General features: G+C 65.2%; 16 protein-coding genes. 2 read left to right on the top strand and 14 right to left on the bottom strand.

Translation table 11 applies throughout. The features are described 5' to 3' along the window. Window positions 1-38: 38 nt before the first annotated feature. Window positions 39-1991, top strand: a complete 1953-nt coding sequence (locus ECTOBSL9_RS03155; RefSeq protein WP_082829706.1) for a pyruvate kinase — start codon at window positions 39-41, stop codon at window positions 1989-1991. Between the two features lie 13 nt (window positions 1992-2004). On the opposite strand, the gene ECTOBSL9_RS03150 is transcribed toward ECTOBSL9_RS03155, so the two are convergent. The 13 genes from ECTOBSL9_RS03150 to ECTOBSL9_RS03090 form a co-directional block, all read right to left on the bottom strand. Continuing rightward, the gene (locus ECTOBSL9_RS03150) at window positions 2005-2523 is read right to left on the bottom strand and encodes a phosphatase PAP2 family protein (RefSeq protein WP_063465972.1); all 519 of its coding nucleotides are present in this window, start codon (window positions 2521-2523) and stop codon (window positions 2005-2007) included. A 10-nt stretch (window positions 2524-2533) separates the two neighbouring features. Next, window positions 2534-3673, bottom strand: coding sequence for a glycosyltransferase family 1 protein (locus ECTOBSL9_RS03145; RefSeq protein ID WP_063465973.1), 1140 nt, complete (start codon window positions 3671-3673; stop codon window positions 2534-2536). Window positions 3674-3862: 189 nt separating this feature from the next. Next, entirely contained in the window at window positions 3863-4870 is a 1008-nt protein-coding gene (locus tag ECTOBSL9_RS03140) for a carboxysome shell carbonic anhydrase domain-containg protein (protein ID WP_063463840.1), read from the bottom strand. Window positions 4871-5031: 161 nt separating this feature from the next. Beyond that, on the bottom strand, window positions 5032-6105 hold the full coding sequence (locus tag ECTOBSL9_RS03135) for a LysR family transcriptional regulator (protein WP_082829705.1): 1074 nt from the start codon (window positions 6103-6105) through the stop codon (window positions 5032-5034). Window positions 6106-6415: 310 nt separating this feature from the next. Continuing rightward, window positions 6416-6679: a 4a-hydroxytetrahydrobiopterin dehydratase gene (locus tag ECTOBSL9_RS03130; protein ID WP_063463839.1), complete on the bottom strand. Its 264-nt coding sequence runs from the start codon at window positions 6677-6679 to the stop codon at window positions 6416-6418. Between the two features lie 15 nt (window positions 6680-6694). Beyond that, window positions 6695-7171: a bacterioferritin gene (locus ECTOBSL9_RS03125; RefSeq protein WP_063463838.1), complete on the bottom strand. Its 477-nt coding sequence runs from the start codon at window positions 7169-7171 to the stop codon at window positions 6695-6697. A gap of 55 nt (window positions 7172-7226) precedes the next feature. After that, window positions 7227-7529: a BMC domain-containing protein gene (locus ECTOBSL9_RS03120; RefSeq protein ID WP_063463837.1), complete on the bottom strand. Its 303-nt coding sequence runs from the start codon at window positions 7527-7529 to the stop codon at window positions 7227-7229. 152 nt (window positions 7530-7681) lie between these two features. After that, window positions 7682-7933, bottom strand: a complete 252-nt coding sequence (locus ECTOBSL9_RS03115; protein WP_063463836.1) for a carboxysome peptide B — start codon at window positions 7931-7933, stop codon at window positions 7682-7684. Window positions 7934-7943: 10 nt separating this feature from the next. Next, complete coding sequence (locus tag ECTOBSL9_RS03110) at window positions 7944-8213, bottom strand: carboxysome peptide A (protein ID WP_063463835.1); 270 nt, start codon at window positions 8211-8213, stop codon at window positions 7944-7946. After that, complete coding sequence (locus tag ECTOBSL9_RS03105; RefSeq protein ID WP_082829704.1) at window positions 8213-9865, bottom strand: carboxysome shell carbonic anhydrase; 1653 nt, start codon at window positions 9863-9865, stop codon at window positions 8213-8215. Before ECTOBSL9_RS03105 ends, ECTOBSL9_RS03110 begins: the two co-directional genes overlap by 1 nt. Before the next feature lie 35 nt (window positions 9866-9900). After that, window positions 9901-12201: a CsoS2 family carboxysome shell protein gene (locus ECTOBSL9_RS03100; protein ID WP_063463834.1), complete on the bottom strand. Its 2301-nt coding sequence runs from the start codon at window positions 12199-12201 to the stop codon at window positions 9901-9903. A gap of 29 nt (window positions 12202-12230) precedes the next feature. After that, the gene (locus ECTOBSL9_RS03095; protein ID WP_025282466.1) at window positions 12231-12575 is read right to left on the bottom strand and encodes a ribulose bisphosphate carboxylase small subunit; all 345 of its coding nucleotides are present in this window, start codon (window positions 12573-12575) and stop codon (window positions 12231-12233) included. A gap of 51 nt (window positions 12576-12626) precedes the next feature. Beyond that, window positions 12627-14039, bottom strand: coding sequence for a form I ribulose bisphosphate carboxylase large subunit (locus tag ECTOBSL9_RS03090; RefSeq protein ID WP_063463833.1), 1413 nt, complete (start codon window positions 14037-14039; stop codon window positions 12627-12629). A 234-nt stretch (window positions 14040-14273) separates the two neighbouring features. On the opposite strand from ECTOBSL9_RS03090, the gene ECTOBSL9_RS03085 reads away from it, so the two are divergent. Then, window positions 14274-16007, top strand: coding sequence for a SulP family inorganic anion transporter (locus ECTOBSL9_RS03085; protein WP_063463832.1), 1734 nt, complete (start codon window positions 14274-14276; stop codon window positions 16005-16007). On the opposite strand, the gene ECTOBSL9_RS03080 is transcribed toward ECTOBSL9_RS03085, so the two are convergent. Continuing rightward, a complete protein-coding gene (locus ECTOBSL9_RS03080) occupies window positions 15979-18735 on the bottom strand; it encodes an EAL domain-containing protein (RefSeq protein WP_063463831.1) in 2757 nt (918 codons plus the stop codon). The two genes, ECTOBSL9_RS03085 and ECTOBSL9_RS03080, sit on opposite strands and share 29 nt — an antisense overlap. Between the last annotated feature and the right edge of the window lie 86 nt (window positions 18736-18821).

The raw sequence follows: 18821 nt of genomic DNA, 5'->3' as shown, positions 1-18821 counted from the left end.
CGCGCCCCTCGCGGGGCGGGTCCACGTGGTCCCCGTCCATGCAAAAACCTGCTTCCGAAACCATTCACACACCTTTTGCCCCCCTTGAGGTCGATGAGACCGGCCCCGCGCCTTGTCGCGATGTCACGCCACCCACCGACTCCCTGGAGGCGTTGATGGAGGGGTTGCTGAGCTTGCGCGCCGAGGTGCTGCTGGGCGCGCATCGACGCCTGGACCGATTCTCCCGGGACTACCCCGGCGATATCCCCCTCTCCGCGCGGAATCTGGCCCATTACCTGGCCTTCCGGTCGCTGGATCTGCGCCCCATACAGCGAGGTCTGGCCCGTCAGGGGCTGTCGTCCCTGGGGCGGACCGAGGCCCATGTGCTGGCCAGCATCAATCAGGTGACGGGTTTGCTGGGGCAGTTGACGGGTCGTGAGGTGCTCGGCCTGGAGGACGAACCCGCCATCGACTACGACACCGGTGAGACCACCCTGAGGGATAATGCCGATCAACTCTTTGGCGCCCCCTCCGGACCCCGTCAGGTGCGCATCATGGTCACGCTGCCCAGCGCGGCGGCGGTGAATCCCGAGCTGGTGCGGGCGCTCATGGAGGAGGGGATGGACTGCGCGCGCATCAACTGCGCCCATGACGATCCACAGGCCTGGGCTGCCATGATCGGCCATCTTCGGGACGTTGAGGCGCAGTTGGGGCGGCGTTGCACGGTATTGATGGATCTGGCCGGCCACAAGTTGCGCACCGGCCCGCTGGGCTTCAAGCCGGCCATCACCCATATCAAACCCCTGCGAAATCTCCTGGGCCGGGTCACCGAGCCCGCGCGTGTCCACTTGTTGCCAGAGGGTTTGGGACAGGATCCGGTACAGGCACGGGGTCAGTACGCCTTCTCGCTGCCCCAGGCCACTCTGGATGGCCTTCAATCCGCGGATGAACTGCGTTTTTGCGACACCCGTGGCAAGGCCCGGGTGCTTAGAGTGATGGAGCCCCTGCTGGGAGGTGGCTGGCTGGCCACCCTGAACCAGGGGGCCTATGTGAGTGATGAGACCGAGTTCGTCCTGACACGGCCGGATGCCAACGGCCAGCGAATGCGCGTCCAGTCCCTGCGCCTGGGGTGGTTGGCGCGAGAGCCGGTGAATATCCGTCTTTACAAGGGATCGCTGCTGTATTTGACCCGTGATCCTGTGCCGGGACGTCCGGCGCTGGTGGACGACCGGGGCCAGGTGACACGCTGCGCCCGCATCGCCTGTTCCACGCCGGAAGCACTTCAGTTGCTGGAGGTGGGGCAGCCCGTATGGATCGATGATGGCAAGATCGGCGGGCAGGTGGAGTCGGTGGATGAGAGCGGCGTGACCGTTCGCATCACCCATTGCCGTCCCCAGGGCAGTCGCCTTCGGGCAGACAAGGGTCTCAACTTCCCCGGCGCCCGGCTGAACCTGCCCTCTCTCAGCGAGCAGGATCTCAAGGATCTGGACTTCGTGGTCGCCCACGCGGATCTGGTGGGTTACTCGTTCGTGGAATGCCGCCAGGACATGGTGGCCCTTATGGATGAACTGGCCCGCCGTGGTGGCACCGGTCTGGGTGTGGTGGCCAAGATCGAGACGCGCCGCGCCCTGGAAAACCTCTCCGAGATCATCCTGGCCACCCTGGGGCGTCATCGTCTGGGGGTGATGATCGCTCGCGGTGATCTGGCCGTGGAGATCGGCGGCGAGCGGCTGGCGGAGATCCAGGAGGAGATCCTGTGGCTGTGCGAGGCGGCCCATGTGCCGGTGATCTGGGCCACTCAGGTGCTGGAGACCCTGGCCAAGAGCGGGGCCATCTCCCGTCCGGAACTCACCGATGCCGCCATGGCCGGACGGGCCGAGTGTGTCATGCTCAACAAGGGGCCTTATATCCTTGAAGCGGTGCACACCCTCAACGACATCCTGGTGCGCATGCAGTCCCACCAACGCAAGAAGAGCTCGCAGTTGCGAGCCCTTCGGTTGTGCGCGGATTGAGGCGTTCGAGGTCTTAAAGCATCAGGCTGACGCAGGCCACCAGAGCGCCGATGCCGGCGCCCGCCAGCACGTCGCTGGGATAGTGCAGGCCCAGCACCAGTCGGGACAGGGCGATCATCACCGTGAAGGGCACCACCAGCCAGGCCCAGGTGGGTAGATAGGCCACCAGGATGATAGTGAAGGCCACGGCGTGCATGGTGTGACCCGAGGGGAAACTGAAACGGTCCAGGGCCGGTACGTTCTGCAGGATGTCCTGGTTCTGGGTGTAGGGGCGGTCGCGGACCGTGGTCTGTTTCAGGAGCTTGTAGATGGGAAGGCAGAGCAGGCCCACCAGCGCCATGTGCAGGCTCACCTGCAGGGCCCACAGGCCATGGATGACGGGCAGGGCCAGCATCAGCACATACCAGAACACCCCATTGCCCAGGCGGCTCACCACGGCAAAGGTCCGGTGGGTGAGCCACTGGTGGTTGGCCCGGTTGAAGGCCAGGCACAGGGGGAGTTCGGCTTCGGTCATTCGCTGCATCATGCGCATGGGGAACACCTCACTTGGCTTGGGCGTACTCAAGGAAAAGGGCTTCCAGCCGGTCGTGCTCACAGCGCCAGTCCACCGTTTCGGCTTCGGCGCGGGCCTGGGTACCCAGGCGCCGCCAGGTGTCTGGTTCGGCCACCAGCTCGGTGGCCAATTCCATGAATTGCTCGGCATCATCGAAGCGGGCCAGCATGCCGCTCTCGCCGTGGCGCAGATGCTGGCGTCCCGCGGCATAGTCGTAGGACACCACCGCCAGACCCGAGGCCATGGCCTCCAGGACCACGTTACCGAAGGTGTCCGAGGTGGACGGGAACAGGAAGATGTCGCCGCTGGCGTAATAACCCGCCAGCTCCTCGCCGATGTGCACGCCCGCCAGGATCAGGTCGGGGTGCTGTGCACTCAGTTCAGCGGCGGCGGGGCCATCGCCCACCAGGATGAATCGCGCCTTGGGCTGGCGGGCCTGCATGGCACGAAAGGCCTCCACGGCCAGGTCCAGATTCTTTTCCGCTGCCAGGCGGCCCACGTAGATCACCGCCGGGTCATCGGGCTCCAGGCCCCATTGGGCGCGCAGGTCAGGTCGACGACGGGCGGGGTTGAATAGCTGGGTGTCCACGCCCCGGGCCAGCACGCGGCAGGTGCCAAAACCCTGCTCCTGCAGCTCTTGAGCCAGGGTGTCGGTGGGCACCAGGGTGCACTGGGTGCGGTGATGGAAGCGACGCAGGAACCAGCTGATCGCCGGCGCCAGGAACCCCAGGCCGTAATACTGGCTGTAGCGATGGAAGTTGGTGTGGAAGCCGCTGATCACCGGGATACCCATGGCCCGGGCAGCGGATAGCACGGAGCCGCCCAGCAGGCCCTCGGTGGCCACGTAGATCACGTCCGGCGGGTTGGCCTTCCATGCCTTGCGGATGGCGCCACGGGCCGGCAGGCCAAAATGCAGGCCGGGGTAGCCGGGGATCGGCAGGCCCTGGGTGAGCTGCTCCTGCAGCCCTTCCCGAGGTGCCAGGGTGCCGTTGTCACCCTTGCCCTGGCGTGGGCGGATCAGGTGAACCTCATGCCCCCGTTCCAGCATGCTATGCACCATCTGGTGCAGGGTGTGGGCCACGCCGTTGATCTCGGGCGGGAAGGTCTCCGTGATCATGGCGATGCGCAGCCGCTGCCTGGGCACCGCGGTCAGGTTCGGTTGGTCGTTCAGTTCCGAGGCCGGGTTTGGCGCGGTCGGATCCGGTTCCCGGGTCTTCTGGGCAGTCTGCATGGGGCTTCCACTGTGGACAGGTTGCCCCGATGCTAGGCGCGTTGGTTTTCAGGCGGGTGAAGAAGGCGTGACGTTTGCGTGAATGCCCTACAACAACTCCAGTCGCCGTGTAGGCCAGTCCACCACGGCTGTGTGGGCAATCATGCGGCGGGCCAGGTCCGGGAACTCCTCGCCAATCACCTGGGCCGCAAATTCGCACAAAAAGCGCGACTTCAAGCGGGCGCGGGCGCGATCCACCCCCATCTGTTCATAAGGGGACGAGGTCAGTAACAGAAAACCATCATCCGGGATGCGGCCGGCGGTCATGTTGGCGGCGATGATGCTTGCGGCCTTGAGAATGGGCTCTGACAGGTCTGGGTTGTAGGGCCCGATGATCAGCGCCGTATTGGGCAGATGCAGGAAGTCGAATCCGCGCCCCACGCAGATGGCCCATTCCCGGTGCTGGATGTCCAGTTCCCGATCCGCCCCGCGCAGGGCGTCCACATGGTCCAGGTTGCCCAGCAGCAGCGGCAGAAGATCCCGCTGAAAGCCGGCGGGCATGTCCGGGCACAGGGCCTGAAGGCGTCGGGGCAGATCGTCCGTATCGGCGTGGGAAAGTGATGAGATATCCAGGGCATCACCACGACGGTTATGAATGATCAGGGCATCGCTGTCGGTTTCGAAACCGCACACCAGTGGGTACACGCTTTGTCCGTCGGCACCGAACAACGCTTCCGCCTGTGCGCAGATCTCCTGCGTGTGCTCCATGGCTGCGGCCGTGTCGCAGTCAAAGCCCGCACAGCCCCTGGCGTGATCGCCCCGGGAGTAATGATAGGTGATCAGCAGCAGCACGCCGTGGCCAGCACGCGTGGCGTTTTCCACGGCGTGGGTGATCACTTCTCCCAGGTAAGGCCAGCCCAGGTCAAAACGCCCACCCAGGCTGCGAAAGGGCTGAATGATGCCCAGTGGGGTGCGGGTCGCATGGGGGATGTGCACGCGGCCATCCATGCACTTCAACACCATCACCCGGGTGGGGTGGCGCGCCAGGTATCTTTGCCGCGCCAGTGTGGTGGCCGGGCTGCAGAAGTCCTCACTGTGGGCCTCGGCCAGCGACATGAGCCAGCCGATACGTTCATCAATGGGTCGGGTGTGGATCTGAATGGCCGTACTCGCCCTGCCGGGTGAAATAGACCGGCCAGGGGCTTTTCCTTGGCTGTGGCCGGGGTTCGGGTGGCTAGAGCATAGCACTGGAGTGAGTGACGTTCATCGATGCGCGTCTATGGATCGTCTTCCTCCGGGAGCAGGATCGCCTGCTTGTCGGCACGCAGGACCTGGTAAGTCTTGTTCAGGGTGGCGCGGATCTCCGGTTCCTGTTCAATGGCAAAGGCCAGGAAGGTGCGGGCCAGGGTGGACAGCTCCCGGCCCTTGGGATGCACCAGATACCAGGCACGATCCACCGGAAAGCCCTCCACGTCCAGCATGGCCAAGCGACCGCCGCCCCAATCCAGATTCAGGGAATGCAGCGACAGGGCCGAGAGGCCCAGGCCGGCCACGATGGCATGCTTGATGGCCTCGTTGCTGCCCAGTTCCATGCGTACCCGCGGGCGCAGACCCTTTTCCTGGAAGCGTCGCACCAGGGAATCGCGGATCCCTGAACCCGTCTCCCGGAGCAGGAAGTTCTCTTCGGCCAGTTGCTCCAGGGGGATGCGCTTTTCCTGGGTCAGGGGGTGATCATTGCGGGCGACGATCACCAGGGGGTTGGGTGCCAGGTAGGTGGCCTCCACCTCCATACCGGCAGTCTTGGGCTCACCGAAAATGTACAGATCATCCTCGTTGGCCACCATGCGCTCGATGATGCTCTCGCGATTGGTGATCTTGAGCGACACCTCGATGCCCGGGAATTTTTCGCAGAACGAACCGAGAATTTCCGGAGCGAAGTACTTGGCGGTCGTGATCACGGCCAGTCGCAGTCGACCGCTCTTGAGACCTTTGAGATCCGCCACCTTGGTCTCAAGATCGCTCAGGGTGCGCAGGATGATCCGCACGGCGGCATACACTTCACGGCCGGCATCGGTGGGCGCCACCTGGCGGCCCACGGTGACGAACAGGGGCATGCCCACGGTGTCGGAGAGTTTCTTGATCTGCATGGAGACCGTGGGCTGGGTGAGGAACATCTCCTCGGCCGCCCGGGTGAAGCTCCCCAGGCGGACGATCGCTTCCAGCAACTGCATCTGCCGCAGCGTGGCGTGGCGGATGAAGCGGCTGGCGGTGCCGGAGGGACCACTGGGATGGTCCCGGTCATCGTTGCCGTTGGAGGACCGCGCCTTGCTGGACGTTTCACGAGGGGGCATCGGCGTTCCTGGGCTGACCCGGGTCAGTCGGGCCAGACGCGTGGGCGAGAGGGCAGGGCGGGGAGTGCCTCCTCCTCCTCCTGCTCGCGGCGGGTTGCCGAGCGCGGGGGGTGACTCCGGTTGCCGCTGCGGCGTTTGGTTGTGGCGGGTTTACGGGGTGTGGTGGTCCCGGATGAGGGTTTTCCCGGCGGCGATGTGTGGCTGCTCGATGCCGATGCCTGACCGGATTCTTTCGGGCCGGATTCCTTCGCAGCGGCTGACTGTGCCGCTGGTCCGGGGGATTCCGGTTTTTCCTGGGGGGGTGATTCGCTCATGCATCCTCCTTTGTTGGCGCCAGTGCATCCAGGTCGCGGGCGAAGTCCCGCTGCGCCTCGCTCAGGGCCTGGGCCCCTTCCTCGGCGTGCAGGGTGATGTTTACATAGGTCCGCCCGAAGCTCAGATCCGGGTGGATACCGCTGCGCTCGGACAGTTCCGCCGCCTTCTCCAGAAAGTGGCGAGTGCCCTCATAATCCTCAAAGGCAAGCCGGCGCTCCAGTCGCGGCGGCTTTTGCCGTTCGGTCCATTCCGGGCTCATGTGCGCTCTCCCTCTTCAGAAGTAGATGCGGTCACTGTCAGGGCCACGCCGGGGCACGCCCAGGGAGGCCAGCCAGTGTTCGATGTCATGGGCATGCGCCAGTTCCTCCTGGTGCAGCCGTTGGAAAAAGGCACCATTGTCGCCGTCGCCCACCCTTTGGCAGAAGGTGAAGGCATCCTGGTAAATGGCGATGATCTCACCTTCCAGGATCGCGTCCTGGCGCAGCAGGTCAACCAGGGTTCGCCCCACGCCCGCGGGTCGCAACTGTGAGGCGTTGGGGGCCGCCCCCAGGGACAGCATCCGTTGGGTGATCAGCTCCGCGTGACGCATTTCCTCGACGGTTTCCTCCCGCAGACGCGCGGCCGCTTCCGGCAGCCCCCAGGCCTCGACCAGCGAGGCCTGGGTCATGTACTGCTGCACCGCCGAGAGCTCCAGACTGAGCGCCCGCCCAAGGTAACCCAGAATACGAGGATGTACTCGTGTTTGTCTCATGCTTGATGACCCCTGCCGCCCGCATCGGGCGGCTCAGGTTTCAGGCAAAGGGGTTTCAGGCTTCTGGCTCACCCTTGCTCAGGATGGGCTCCACTTCCCGGTGCGGACGGGCAATGATGTGTGCCGCCACCAGGCCGTCACCCACCCGTTCGCAGGCATCGGCGCCGGCGCGAACTGCGGCGTTCACCGCCCCGGTCTCGCCCCGCACCAGCACGGTCACGTAACCGCCGCCGACGAATTCGCGGCCGATCAGCCGCACTTCGGCGGCTTTCGTCATGGCATCTGCCGCCTCGATGGCGGGCACCAGTCCGCGGGTTTCGATCATCCCCAGCGCAATACCATAGTTTTCATGGGCCATCTGTCTTCTCCGAGTGACTCAGTGGTTGTTGATGATTCAGTGGTTGTTGTTGGTGATTCAATTGGGCGGTTACCCGGCCCGGTATTCCCCGCGGTTGCGAACGGCCTCGAAGGTGCCCGCGGGGGCTCTAAACCATTTCAAGGCCCGATTTTTCATGTGTCCGGTTCCCAGTGATCGATGATCCCGCCCACCGTCAGATCGGTGAGGATGCGGGCATCTCCCATGGCGTAGCGGGCGGCAGAACCGCTCACCACAAACACCCAGTTACCCGGGCTGGCGCCCACCGGGTCGGTGGCCACCACGCGCTTGCCCCTGGCATCCCGCAGCACCCGCAGATTCACGTGATGGAGGCCCGGGACGCGCTGTGTGCAGACCAAAGACCCTTCCACTTGTTGAATCTCCATGACTGGCCTCCTAGGCCTCGCTGCCGGAAGCTTCTTCCGGCGGCGGCCAGTGATCGATGATGCCGACGATGGTCAGGTCGCTGGGAAACTCCTTGCTGCCCGCTGCCTCCCGGGCGGCGGAGCTGCCCACGCAGATCACCCAGTCGCCGGGCACGCAGCCCACCGAGTCCACCGCCACCTGCAGTGCGCTACCATCGCGCACCACCTGCAGATGCTTGTGTTCGAAGCCGGGGATACGGTTGGTGGCCACCAGCGGCCTCACCACCTGGCAGATCTTCATCAGTGTCCTCCTGCCGGTTGCAGATCCACGGAGGTGGACACCACCTCCAGCCCCGCCCCGGCATCGCAGTCCCGCACCACCAGCATGCGGTGCAACAGTCCTTGCTCGACGCGAGGGCGGAAACGATCCGCCAGCGCCCGATCCAGGCGGCGTGCCCGCTCCACGGCCCGCTCCCGGGCTCCCGGCACGCGGCCGTGGTAGTCGAAACGCACCACCACCGGTATGGGCAGGCCGTGGCTCACGTTGAGACCGTCGAAGATGCGACAGCCCACGTCCAGGTCCGGCGCGCCTTCCTCCACCGTGTGCAGGTAGGCGAAATAGGTCAGGTTGCGCAGTTGAATCTCCTCGAACCCGATGCCCACGGCCATGAAACGCTCAGCGTGGCCCGCGTCCGGGTAGCCGCCCCCCTGCAGGGTGCGCACATACTCGATCTGCGACAGGTTGTTCTCCACCAGGCGGGCCACCAGGCGCACCATGCCCTCATCGGCGGTGTCCGGCGCAGCGGCACAAACCGCCTCGAGGATGCCTTGCCGGGCGGCCTCGGGCGTGAGGTTGTGGGTCTGGTCATACAGCGCTTGCGCATCCACCCACTGGTTCAGGTCCATCTCGCCCCCCTCGTCCGGCAGATGCACGCGGATGGCGTCGGTGTCCGTATCCAGTCCGATCAGCAGCAGGGCCACGGAGGCGCCGCAACAGAAACTGTTCTCGATGGCCTGGCGGAAATGGTGCAGCCGCTCCAGGCCGGCCCGGGCCGCCAGGGCATCGTCGGAGCCGTGGGCGGCGCAGCCCTGATGTTCCGGGTCAAGGCTGCTGAAGTGGTACATCACCACCTTGAGATAGCGGGTGGAGCTGTCGGCGGTGTTGGGCCGGCCCTCGCGGAAGCGCTGGTGCTCCACCTCCACCCATTTCTCCACCGTCTCCTCCACGTCGAACAGGGTGCCGGCGTAGGACTTGCGGCGCACCGCACCGATGGGCAGGCGCAGCACGTAACTGATGGCATGGGCCAGGCGTCCATCGGCGCAGGGCGTGATGTCCATCAGGTGAAAGCCGCAGGACTGCAGGAACTCGTCAAACGCCGTCGTCTCCCGGCCCCGCAGGGGGTCGCGGGCAAAGAAGTCATCGGCCATGCGCCGGTAGGTCTCGAACACCGACCAGGCGTACAGGCGCCGCAGATCCAGGCCCGCGATCCAGGCGTCCTCCAGGATGCCGGTGGGCAACTCAAAACCCAGTTCCCGCTGGGCCAGTTGCTGGGCTCGGTGGGTGAAATCCGGCTCGCAGTGCAGGGCGGAGACCTGTTTCAGTGCAGGCACGATCCGGTCGAAGGCAGCTCGAACGCTCTGCTCATAGGCCCGCAGTTGATCGTTGGCCGATCGATTGGTCAGTGGATGCGGTTGGGCCGCCGTACCCGGCGCATGATGTCGTGCCCGGTGCGGCAAACGACGCTCCACACTCGGCGCCAAGGGGGCGGTGTCCTGCAGGGAAGGGCGACTGACCGTGTCCCCGGCATGGGGGGCTGCGGGCTCAGGCTCCCACCCCCCGGGCTTGCGGGGTGACGCCTGGCGCGCATCCCCGACCGTGGCCGCCGGGGTCGGCGCGGCGCCGGCCCCCGAGGCCCAGATCAGGTTATCGCGATGTGCGTGGCGTCGAATCATGTCGTGGGTTCTCTGTCTCTGTTCCTGGTTCTGTGTTAGCCGCGGGCGCCGCCGGAGTAGGTGACCAGCGAGCCGCGGTCGGTGTTGCCGCTGCCGCCGGTCACCCGGCTGACGGGCGGCGGCGTGTCTTCATTGCGCTTGCGTTCCACACTGGGCATGGCGCTCACGGACCCGACTCGCGTGGGATTGCGGCGGCGGGCGGAACTGCCCTCCGTGCCGGTGACGCGTTCGCCACGCTCCCAGTCATCTCCAGTGATGCGGGTGCCGGTGGACTGACCCTCACCGGTGACCCGGGATCGCATCCCGGCGGCGACGGAGGGCTGTTCCTCCAGGTTCTCAACACCGGCTGCCGGAGCGACAGGCTCGAACTGGGTACGGCGATCGAAGCGGGCTTCCTCGGTGCCGGTGATCTTGCCGCCGGCCATGCCGAAGGGGCCGGTAATGCGCCCGCCCTGTTCGTAGGCCGTGCCCGTTACACCGTCTTTCCTGCGCGTCTGATCGGCCTGGCGGGCCGGGGAGGCCACACTGAAGTGCTGCCAGGGTGCGCCATCCAGGGCCTGGGGAAAGTCCGGTTGCCCGGGCAGGGCTGCCGTATCACAGGCCTCGGCGAACTGGTCCACGCCCAGGTAGGGTGTACCCGAGATGGCCTCGCAGGCACCCCGGTCATCTCCGGTGACGTCGCCACCGATGCCCGGCTGGATACCCGTGGCACGTGGACCAGGGGTCGAAGCGCGTGGATGCACCCGCTCGGTGATACGTTCCCGCTCCTCGGGGGCACAGAAGGCCGCTGACTGTTCCAGGCCCGCGTAGGGTGTGCCGGTCACGCTCTTGCAGGTGCCGGGCTCGTTGCCGGTGACGCGGTTTGACCGATCGGAGCGGGTGCCCGACACCCGCTGCCCGCCCAGGGTGGTGGACTGTCCGGTACGCTCCGGTTCCAGGGGCTCCGGTCTGGAGCCACAGAAGGTTTCGTATTGTTCACTGCCCAGGTACTCATCCCCGGTCACCATCCGGCAGGTGCCTGGCTCGTCGCCGGTGACGCGGGAACTGCGACCCACCTGGGCCCCGGTCACGTGCTGACCATGCAGCGTCTCGGACTGACCCACCTTGGGTGGTGCGTTGGCTGGGCCGCGGTCTTTTGTGCCAGCACTCCCGGACGCTGGGGCGCAAAAGGTGCCAAAGTGCTCCGCCGATAGGTACTGGTTGCCTGTCACGGCAGTGCAGCTACCGGATTCATTACCGGTCACCCGTTCCGAGCGGCCGGTGCGGCTGCCGGTGATCGTGGAGCCGGCGCCGGTGCTGCTGAGTCCCACCTTCACGGGTCCCCGTGGGGCGTCGGTCTGGCAGAACTCGCGAAAGATTTCGGCACCCAGGTACTCGGTGCCGGTGACGGCTCGGCAGGTGCTTGCCTCGTCGCCGGTGACGGACTGGCTGCGGCCCACCCGGGTGCCGGTGAGGTGCTGGCCATGGGCGGTTTCCATCACACCCACCTTCCAGGGCTGATCCTGCGCGCCGGAGGGTGCCGGGCGCTGACGCCCCGTGGGGGCGGATTTGCGGGTGCCCACGCCACCGGCGCGGCTGCGCTGATCACGCACTGCCTGGGCCAGTTCACGGCCCGAGAGCCGGGGGTTGGCCTGGCGGGCGAGACTGGCTGCCGAGGGCGGCGAATGTGCGGCGGCCTTGCCACGTCCCGCCTGCGCCTGGCGGCGGGCCATGGCCTGAAGGCGGCCCTGAGACTGATTCACGGTGGGTCGCCGCCGACTGTTGCCACGCCGCGTACCGTTGGAATCGCTCCTGCCCATGGAGCTTGCCGAGGCTCGCCTGGACTGGCCGGACTCCGACACGTGCGTTGACCGGGACAGGTCCTGTCCCATGTGCTTGGTTTCGCGGTTTTCACCCCGACAGGCGCCGCCGCAGCGACACTCGCCCTGTTCGGGTTCCTGCTTCGCAGCAGCCCCCGCCGGACGCGTCATGGAAGGCGCCACGTCCTGGCGAGTGCGGTCGGCAGAGCGATCGGCCCGCTTGCCCGCGCTGGCCAGTGCCTGGCGGCGCGCCTGCGCCTTGGCGCGGGTATCGGAGGCAGGGGCTTGAGCACCTGCCCGGGTGCGCCGGGACGGTGACGCCGGAGCGGTGCTTCGGCCAGGGGGAGGCTCTGGCCGGGGCGCAGCCGACACCGCAGGCTGCTGCGGTGCCTGGGGCGCAGCGGCAGTCGCCGACGCACGGGTGTGCCCATCGGTCCGCGATGTGCTCAGGGCCGCCTTGCCTCCGGCGGCCTGTGCCCGGCGGCGGGCTTGCGATGCCGCCCGTCCGGTCAGTGTCTGCTGCTCATGATATGGCATGATGACCCCCCTGCCTTGTGACCCGCGTCTTAGCGACGACCCTCGAACACCACAAACGCCGAGCCCTGGCTCTGGGTGTAGTTGTCGTAGCCGGTGAAACGGACGTGGTGATCCGGGTAGGCCCGGTGGCAGGCCTCCAGCTCGTTGACCACCTGCTGCAGGTCCACACTGCCGAAGAAGGGCAGCTTCCACATGGGCCAGTAGTGGTTCATGGCCTGACTGGGATGGATGTGCTCGATGCTGGGGGTCCAGCCCTGGGCGATGACGTAGGCGATCTGGTCGAAGATCTCCTCCTGAGTGAGGGCAGGCAGGAAACCGAAGGTCTCCAGGGTCTGGCGGGTCTGGTAGTCACCCATGGTGTTCTGGAATGGCATGGTCTAGGTTCCTCGTTGCGTCTGGGCCGGTTGCGGTGAAAGCCGGGCGGATCAGCCCTGGTCAAGCTTGTCCACGGTCTCGAACTCGAACTTGATCTCTTTCCAGGTTTCCATGGCGATGGCCAGTTCCGGGCTGTGGCGGGCCGCCTCGGTCAGCACGTCGCGGGCCTCCTTCTCGATCTCCCGACCCTCGTTGCGGGCCTTGACGCAGGCCTCCAGCGCCACACGGTTGGCAGCAGCACCGGCGGCGTTGCCCCAGGGGTGACCCTGCGTGCCACCACCGAACTGCAGCACCGAGTCGTCGCCGAAGATGGTGACCAGGGCCGGCATGTGCCACACATGGATGCCGCCGGATGCCACGGCGAACACCCCGGGCATGGAGCCCCAGTCCTGATCGAAGAAGATGCCGCGGGACCGGTCCTCGGGGATGAAGGACTCGCGCAGCAGGTCCACGAAGCCCAGGGTGGAGCCCCGGTCGCCTTCCAGCTTGCCCACCACGGTGCCGGTATGCAGGTGGTCGCCGCCGGAGAGGCGCAGGCACTTGGCCAGTACGCGGAAGTGGATGCCGTGCTTGGGATGACGGTCGATGACCGCGTGCATGGCCCGGTGAATGTGCAGCAGCATGCCGTTCTTGCGGCACCACTTGGCCAGGCCGGTGTTGGCGCAGAAGCCGCCGGTGATGTAGTCATGCATGATGATGGGCTGCCCCAGTTCCTTGGCGAACTCGGCCCGGGCGTACATCTCCTCCGGGTCGGGGGCGGTCACGTTCAGGTAGTGCCCCTTGCGCTCGCCGGTTTCCTGCTGAGAGGCGGCCACCGCCTCGGCCACGAACTCGAAACGGTTCTGCCAGCGCATGAAAGGCTGGGAGTTCACGTTTTCGTCGTCCTTGGTGAAGTCCAGGCCGCCGCGCAGGCACTCGTAAACGGCGCGGCCGTAGTTCTTGGCGGAGAGCCCAAGCTTGGGCTTGATGGTGCAGCCCAGCAGCGGTCGGCCATACTTGTTGAGCTTGTCCCGCTCCACCTGGATGCCACTGGGTGGGCCCATGCAGGTCTTGACGTAGGCGATGGGGAAGCGGATGTCCTCCAGTCGCAGGTGACGCAGGGCCTTGAAGCCGAACACGTTACCCACCAGGGAGGTCAGCACGTTGACGATGGAGCCTTCCTCGAACAGATCGATGGGATAGGCGATGAAGGTATAGAAGGACTCCTTGTCACCGGGCACGTCCTCAATGCGGTAGGCGCGACCCTTGTAATATTCCAGATCGGTGAGCAGTTCTGACCACACGGTACTCCAGGTGCCGGTGGAGGACTCTGCCGCCACCGCGGCCGCCACTTCCTCCCGCGGCACGCCGGGCTGACCGGTCACCTTGAAACAGGCCAGCAGGTCCGTGTCCAGGGGGACATAATCCGGCGTCCAGTACATGTCTCGGTATTCTTTAACGCCCGCGTCGTACGTCTTGCTCATGGTCGGCTCCTGTGGTGTGTGCCCTGTCCGCCGTGCAGGGCGGGAGATACGTTTTCCACAAGAAGCTACACCAGATAGGGAGATTGAAATAAATCATTTGTTTCGATCGGATCCATCGACGGGAGTCTATGGGTTACCTATAGACTCCCGTCGATACCTTCCCTAGGAAACTTCGATTATTGCCGTAGTCATTGCGCGTCGATAATAAAAGCCATCCCCGACGCGGAGTCCGCGATGCGAGTATTCAACGAGATCCGCCTCAACAACCTGCGTGGCGATCTGTTTGGCGGCGTGACGGCGGCCGTGGTGGCGCTGCCCATGGCGCTGGCCTTTGGTGTTGCTTCAGGCGCGGGTGCGGAGGCAGGTCTTTATGGTGCAGTGCTCATTGGCCTGTTCGCGGCCCTGTTCGGTGGCACGCCCACCCTGATTTCCGAACCCACCGGCCCCATGACGGTGGTCTTCACTGCCGTCATCGCCTCGCTGATCGCCGCCGACCCGGAGCAGGGGCTGGCCATGGCCTTCACGGTGGTGATGCTGACCGGGGTTTTCCAGATCGCCTTTGGCGCCATGCGGCTGGGGCGCTATGTCACCATGATGCCCTATACGGTGGTGTCCGGATTCATGTCCGGCATCGGCATCATATTGATCATCCTTCAGTTTCCGGGGTTGCTGGGCCATGCCACCCCCGAGGGCGGCGTGCTCGGCAGTCTGGCTGCGCTGCCGGGATTGGTGATGGCCATCGACCCCTGGGAACTCCTTCTGGCCGGTCTGACCCTGGCGGTGCTGTTTCTCATGCCAGCCCGGATCAAGCGCTTTCTGCCGGCCCCGCTGGTGGCCCTGGTGGTGGGCACGGCGGTGGCGGTGTATTGGCTGGGTCACCAGGATCTGAGGGTGATTGGCGAGATCCCCACGGGACTGCCGCAATTGCAGTTGCCGGTGTTCAGCGCCGCCCAGTGGCAGATCATTGTGGTGGACGCCCTGGTGCTGGCACTCCTGGGTTCGGTGGATGCCCTGCTCACCTCCGTGATCGCCTCCAACCTCACTCGCAAGAACAGCAACTCCGACAAGGAACTGGTGGGGCAGGGCCTGGGCAACATGGCCTCCGGTCTGTTCGGTGGCCTGCCCGGGGCGGGTGCCACCATGGGCACGGTGGTCAATATCCAATCGGGCGGTCGCACCGCGCTGTCGGGCCTGGTGCGGGCGGCGCTGCTGGCGGTGGTGGTGATCTGGGCGGCGGACCTGACCGCCAGCATCCCCCTGGCGGTGCTGGCGGGGATCGCCGTCAAGGTAGGGGTGGACATCATCGACTGGCGTTTCCTGCGCCGTGCCCACCGGGTCTCGCTCAAGGGGGCCTTCATCCTCTATGGCGTGATCGTCGTGACCGTGTTCGTGGATTTGATCATGGCGGTGGCCATCGGCCTGTTCGTGGCCAACATCCTCACCATCCGCCGTCTGGCGGATGTGCAGGCGGAGTGGGTGTGCACCCTGCCGCCCAGCCGCGACGGGGATGACGATGCCAGTGGCAGTGACATCACCACCGAGGAACGAGCCCTGCTGGCCCTGGGCGGCGGTCGCGTCAAGATGCTGCACCTGAGCGGGCCACTGGTGTTCGGGGCTGCGGCGTCCATCCGGCGACAGGAGCACAAGCTGGAAGCGGCACAGGCGGTGGTGGTGGATCTGAGTCGCGTGCCGCACCTGGGGGTGACCACCTCGGTGGCACTGGATGCCGCCCTGATGGGCGTATTGAAACGGAATGTGCCCCTGTATGTGGCGGGTGCCCAGGGCCAGCCCAGGGAGCGGCTGGAGAAGCTGGGCTTTGGCGAGCTGGTGGGCGCCGACGGGTGGGTCGATGAGCGCAAGCGAGCCCTGGAAAAGGCACTGGCGGCGATCAACGGGGGCGGGTCATCCGGCTCAGGTGAACCAGGTGCTGGACCGCAGTCTATTCCAGGCCCTGTGCCACCTGCCTGAGCATCATGGAACGGATCTGCTCCCCGGGCACGGCTGGGCTGAACAGAAAGCCCTGGCCAACCTGGCAATCGTGCTGGATCAGGAAGTCGCGCTGGGCCGGGGTTTCGACACCCTCGGCAATCACCTCAAGGCCCAGGGTGTGCCCCAGGCCGATGATGGCCCGGATAATGGCGGAATCCTCCGGATGCAGTTCGGGGTTGTCCTCCAGGTCCAGTACGAAGGACTGATCGATCTTGACGGCCTGTACCGGCAGGCGCTTGAGATAGTTCAGCGAGGAATAGGCGGTGCCGAAATCATCGATGGAGAAGCGAAAGCCCTGGGCATTCATCCGGGCCAGGGTCTCGATGGTGCTTTCCACGGAGCTCATGGCCGCGCTTTCAGTGATTTCAAACTCGATGCGTGCCGGTTCGACACCCGTCTGTTCCAATATGGTCAGGGTGCGTTCCAGAATGTCCGGCTGGTGGAACTCCCGGGCTGACAGGTTGACGGCCACCGGCACGGCGGGCATGCCTTGCTCATCCCACTGCCGTATCTGCAGGCAGGCCAGACGCAGCACCTCCGGGCCCAGGGCCAGGATGAAGCCGGTTTCCTCGGCCAGGGGGATGAAGCGCCCTGGGGATACCGGCCCCCACTGGGGGTGGTTCCAGCGTACCAGGGCTTCCAGGCTCATGATGCGGCCGGTGCTCAGCTCCACACGGGGCTGATAGCAGAGATAGAACTCCTGGCTCTCCAGGCCCTGGCGCATGGCCTGTTCCAGTTGCATGCGGTCCTGAAGCTGCTGATCCAGCTCCTGTGTGTAAAAGTTATAGGAGCGCCGGCCCTGGGTCTTGGCCCGGTGCATGGCGGCGTCGGCATGGCGAATCAATTCCTCCGGGCGTTCACTATCATGGGGGAACACGGCCATGCCGATGCTGAAGCTGATCACCACTGGCGTATCCCCCAGGGTGAAGGGCTGGGAGAAGGCCTGCTGCAGGTGTTCCACCACCGGGATGACATCCTGAGCCTTGTGCAGATGCCCCAGTAGCAGCAGGAATTCATCGCCGCCGAACCGCGCCACCGTGTCCCCCTCCCGCAGGTGCTCGCGCAGTCGCCGGGAAACCTGTACCAGTAACTCATCACCCTGTTCGTGGCCCAGGGAATCGTTGATCACCTTGAAGTCATCCAGGTCCAGGAAGGCCACTGCCAGGGCATGGTGGTCCCGGCGGGCCATGGCCATGGCCTGGGTGAGCCGATCCATCAGCAGTTCCCGGTTGGGCAGGCCGGTGAGTGGGTCGTGAAAGGCGAGAAAATCCAGGCGTTCGCTGAGCTGCTTCTTGTCGGTGATGTCCTCGGCCAGCTTGATGTAGTGTGTGACTTGCCCCTGATTATTGCGGATGGGATAGATGCGGGCCTGTTCCCAGTAGATCTCTCCGTTTTTCTTGATGTTGCGGAACTGCCCTTCCCACAGGTCGTTTTCTGCGAGCGCGGGCAACACCCCGCTCTCGCCACCCTCCGGTGTCTCGGTGCTGCCCAGTTCTTCGGCGGACAGGCCCGCGACGTCATCCAGACCAAACCCCGTGATGTTGCAGAATTGTTGGTTGACGTACTGGATATCCCCTTGAGTATCGGTGATCACCACGATGCTCGGACTCTGGTCCACCGCAAAGGCCAGGCGCTGCAGGCTCTCCTCCGTGGCGTGACGTTCGGTGATGTCCAGGTGGGAACCCACCATGCGGGCCGGCTGGCCGTCGGCACCCCGAATCAACGAGGCCTGCGCGAGAATCCAGCGGTAGGAACCATCCTTGTGACGCATGCGTGACTCGTGGACGAGGCGGCCACGGGGGTTGGCCAGGAACTCGCGCACACGTTGCTCGGAGGCTTGTCTGTCTTCCGGGTGCAGGCGACTGCTCCACTCCTCGTAGCTATTGCCAATCTCCTGGTCTTCATGGCCCAGTTGCTGCTTCCACTCGCGTGAGTAGAACACCTTATGGGTGTGGAGGTCCCAGTCAAAAAGACCGATGTTGCCGGCCTGAATGGCCTCCTGCAGGCGCAACTGGTCACGATTCTTCTGGGTCAGGTCCACATCCATGCAGAACATCCGCACATCATTCGTGCCATATTCCAGCGTGGTGTGCACCGAATAGACCTGCACCGGGTGACCGTCCTTGCGCCTGAGGGTGAGCGGGCAGGAAGGGGGCGTGGGTCCGCCGGACTTGACCACCTTCAGGTCCTTGCGTACCTGTGCCTGCATGGACTCGGGGATGATCAGGTTCAGCAGGTTGCTGCTCATCGCCTCCTGGGCGGTGTAGCCGTACATGATTTCGCTGGCCTTGTTCCAGTAGAACACGCTGCCATCCATGCAATAGCCCTGGATGGCGATGTCCGGCACTTTTTCCAGCAGGTTCTCGAAGATGGCGTCCTTTTCCCGGGCCGCCTGTTCGGCCCGCTTGCGATCCGTCACATCCCGCAAATATACGGCCGAGACCGTATCCGCACCCATCTGCATGGGCACGGTGCGCACATCCACGGAAATCACGCCACGGCGTCGATGGGGGATCTCGATCTCGGTGGGTTCGTCGGGCACGACCACGAAACCGAATTCATAACCCTCCAGTTGATCCCGGGTCTGCTCGAACAATCGGGCTGCGGCGGGGTTCGCGTAACGGATGGTGTCATTGGTGTCCAGCAGAAGGATGGCATCGGAGGCCTCCTCGACGATCTGCTGAAAATGTTCATGCCATAGTTGCATCGGCGATAATATCCAGGAGAAGGGCCTGAATGGCTGGGTCTGGAGCACTGTGCAGGCATGTGCGCTGCCCAGCGGGTTGCCCCTTG

The organism is Ectothiorhodospira sp. BSL-9, from assembly GCF_001632845.1.
GTDB lineage: Bacteria > Pseudomonadota > Gammaproteobacteria > Ectothiorhodospirales > Ectothiorhodospiraceae > Ectothiorhodospira.
This window is presented reverse-complemented; position numbering and strand designations above follow the sequence as displayed.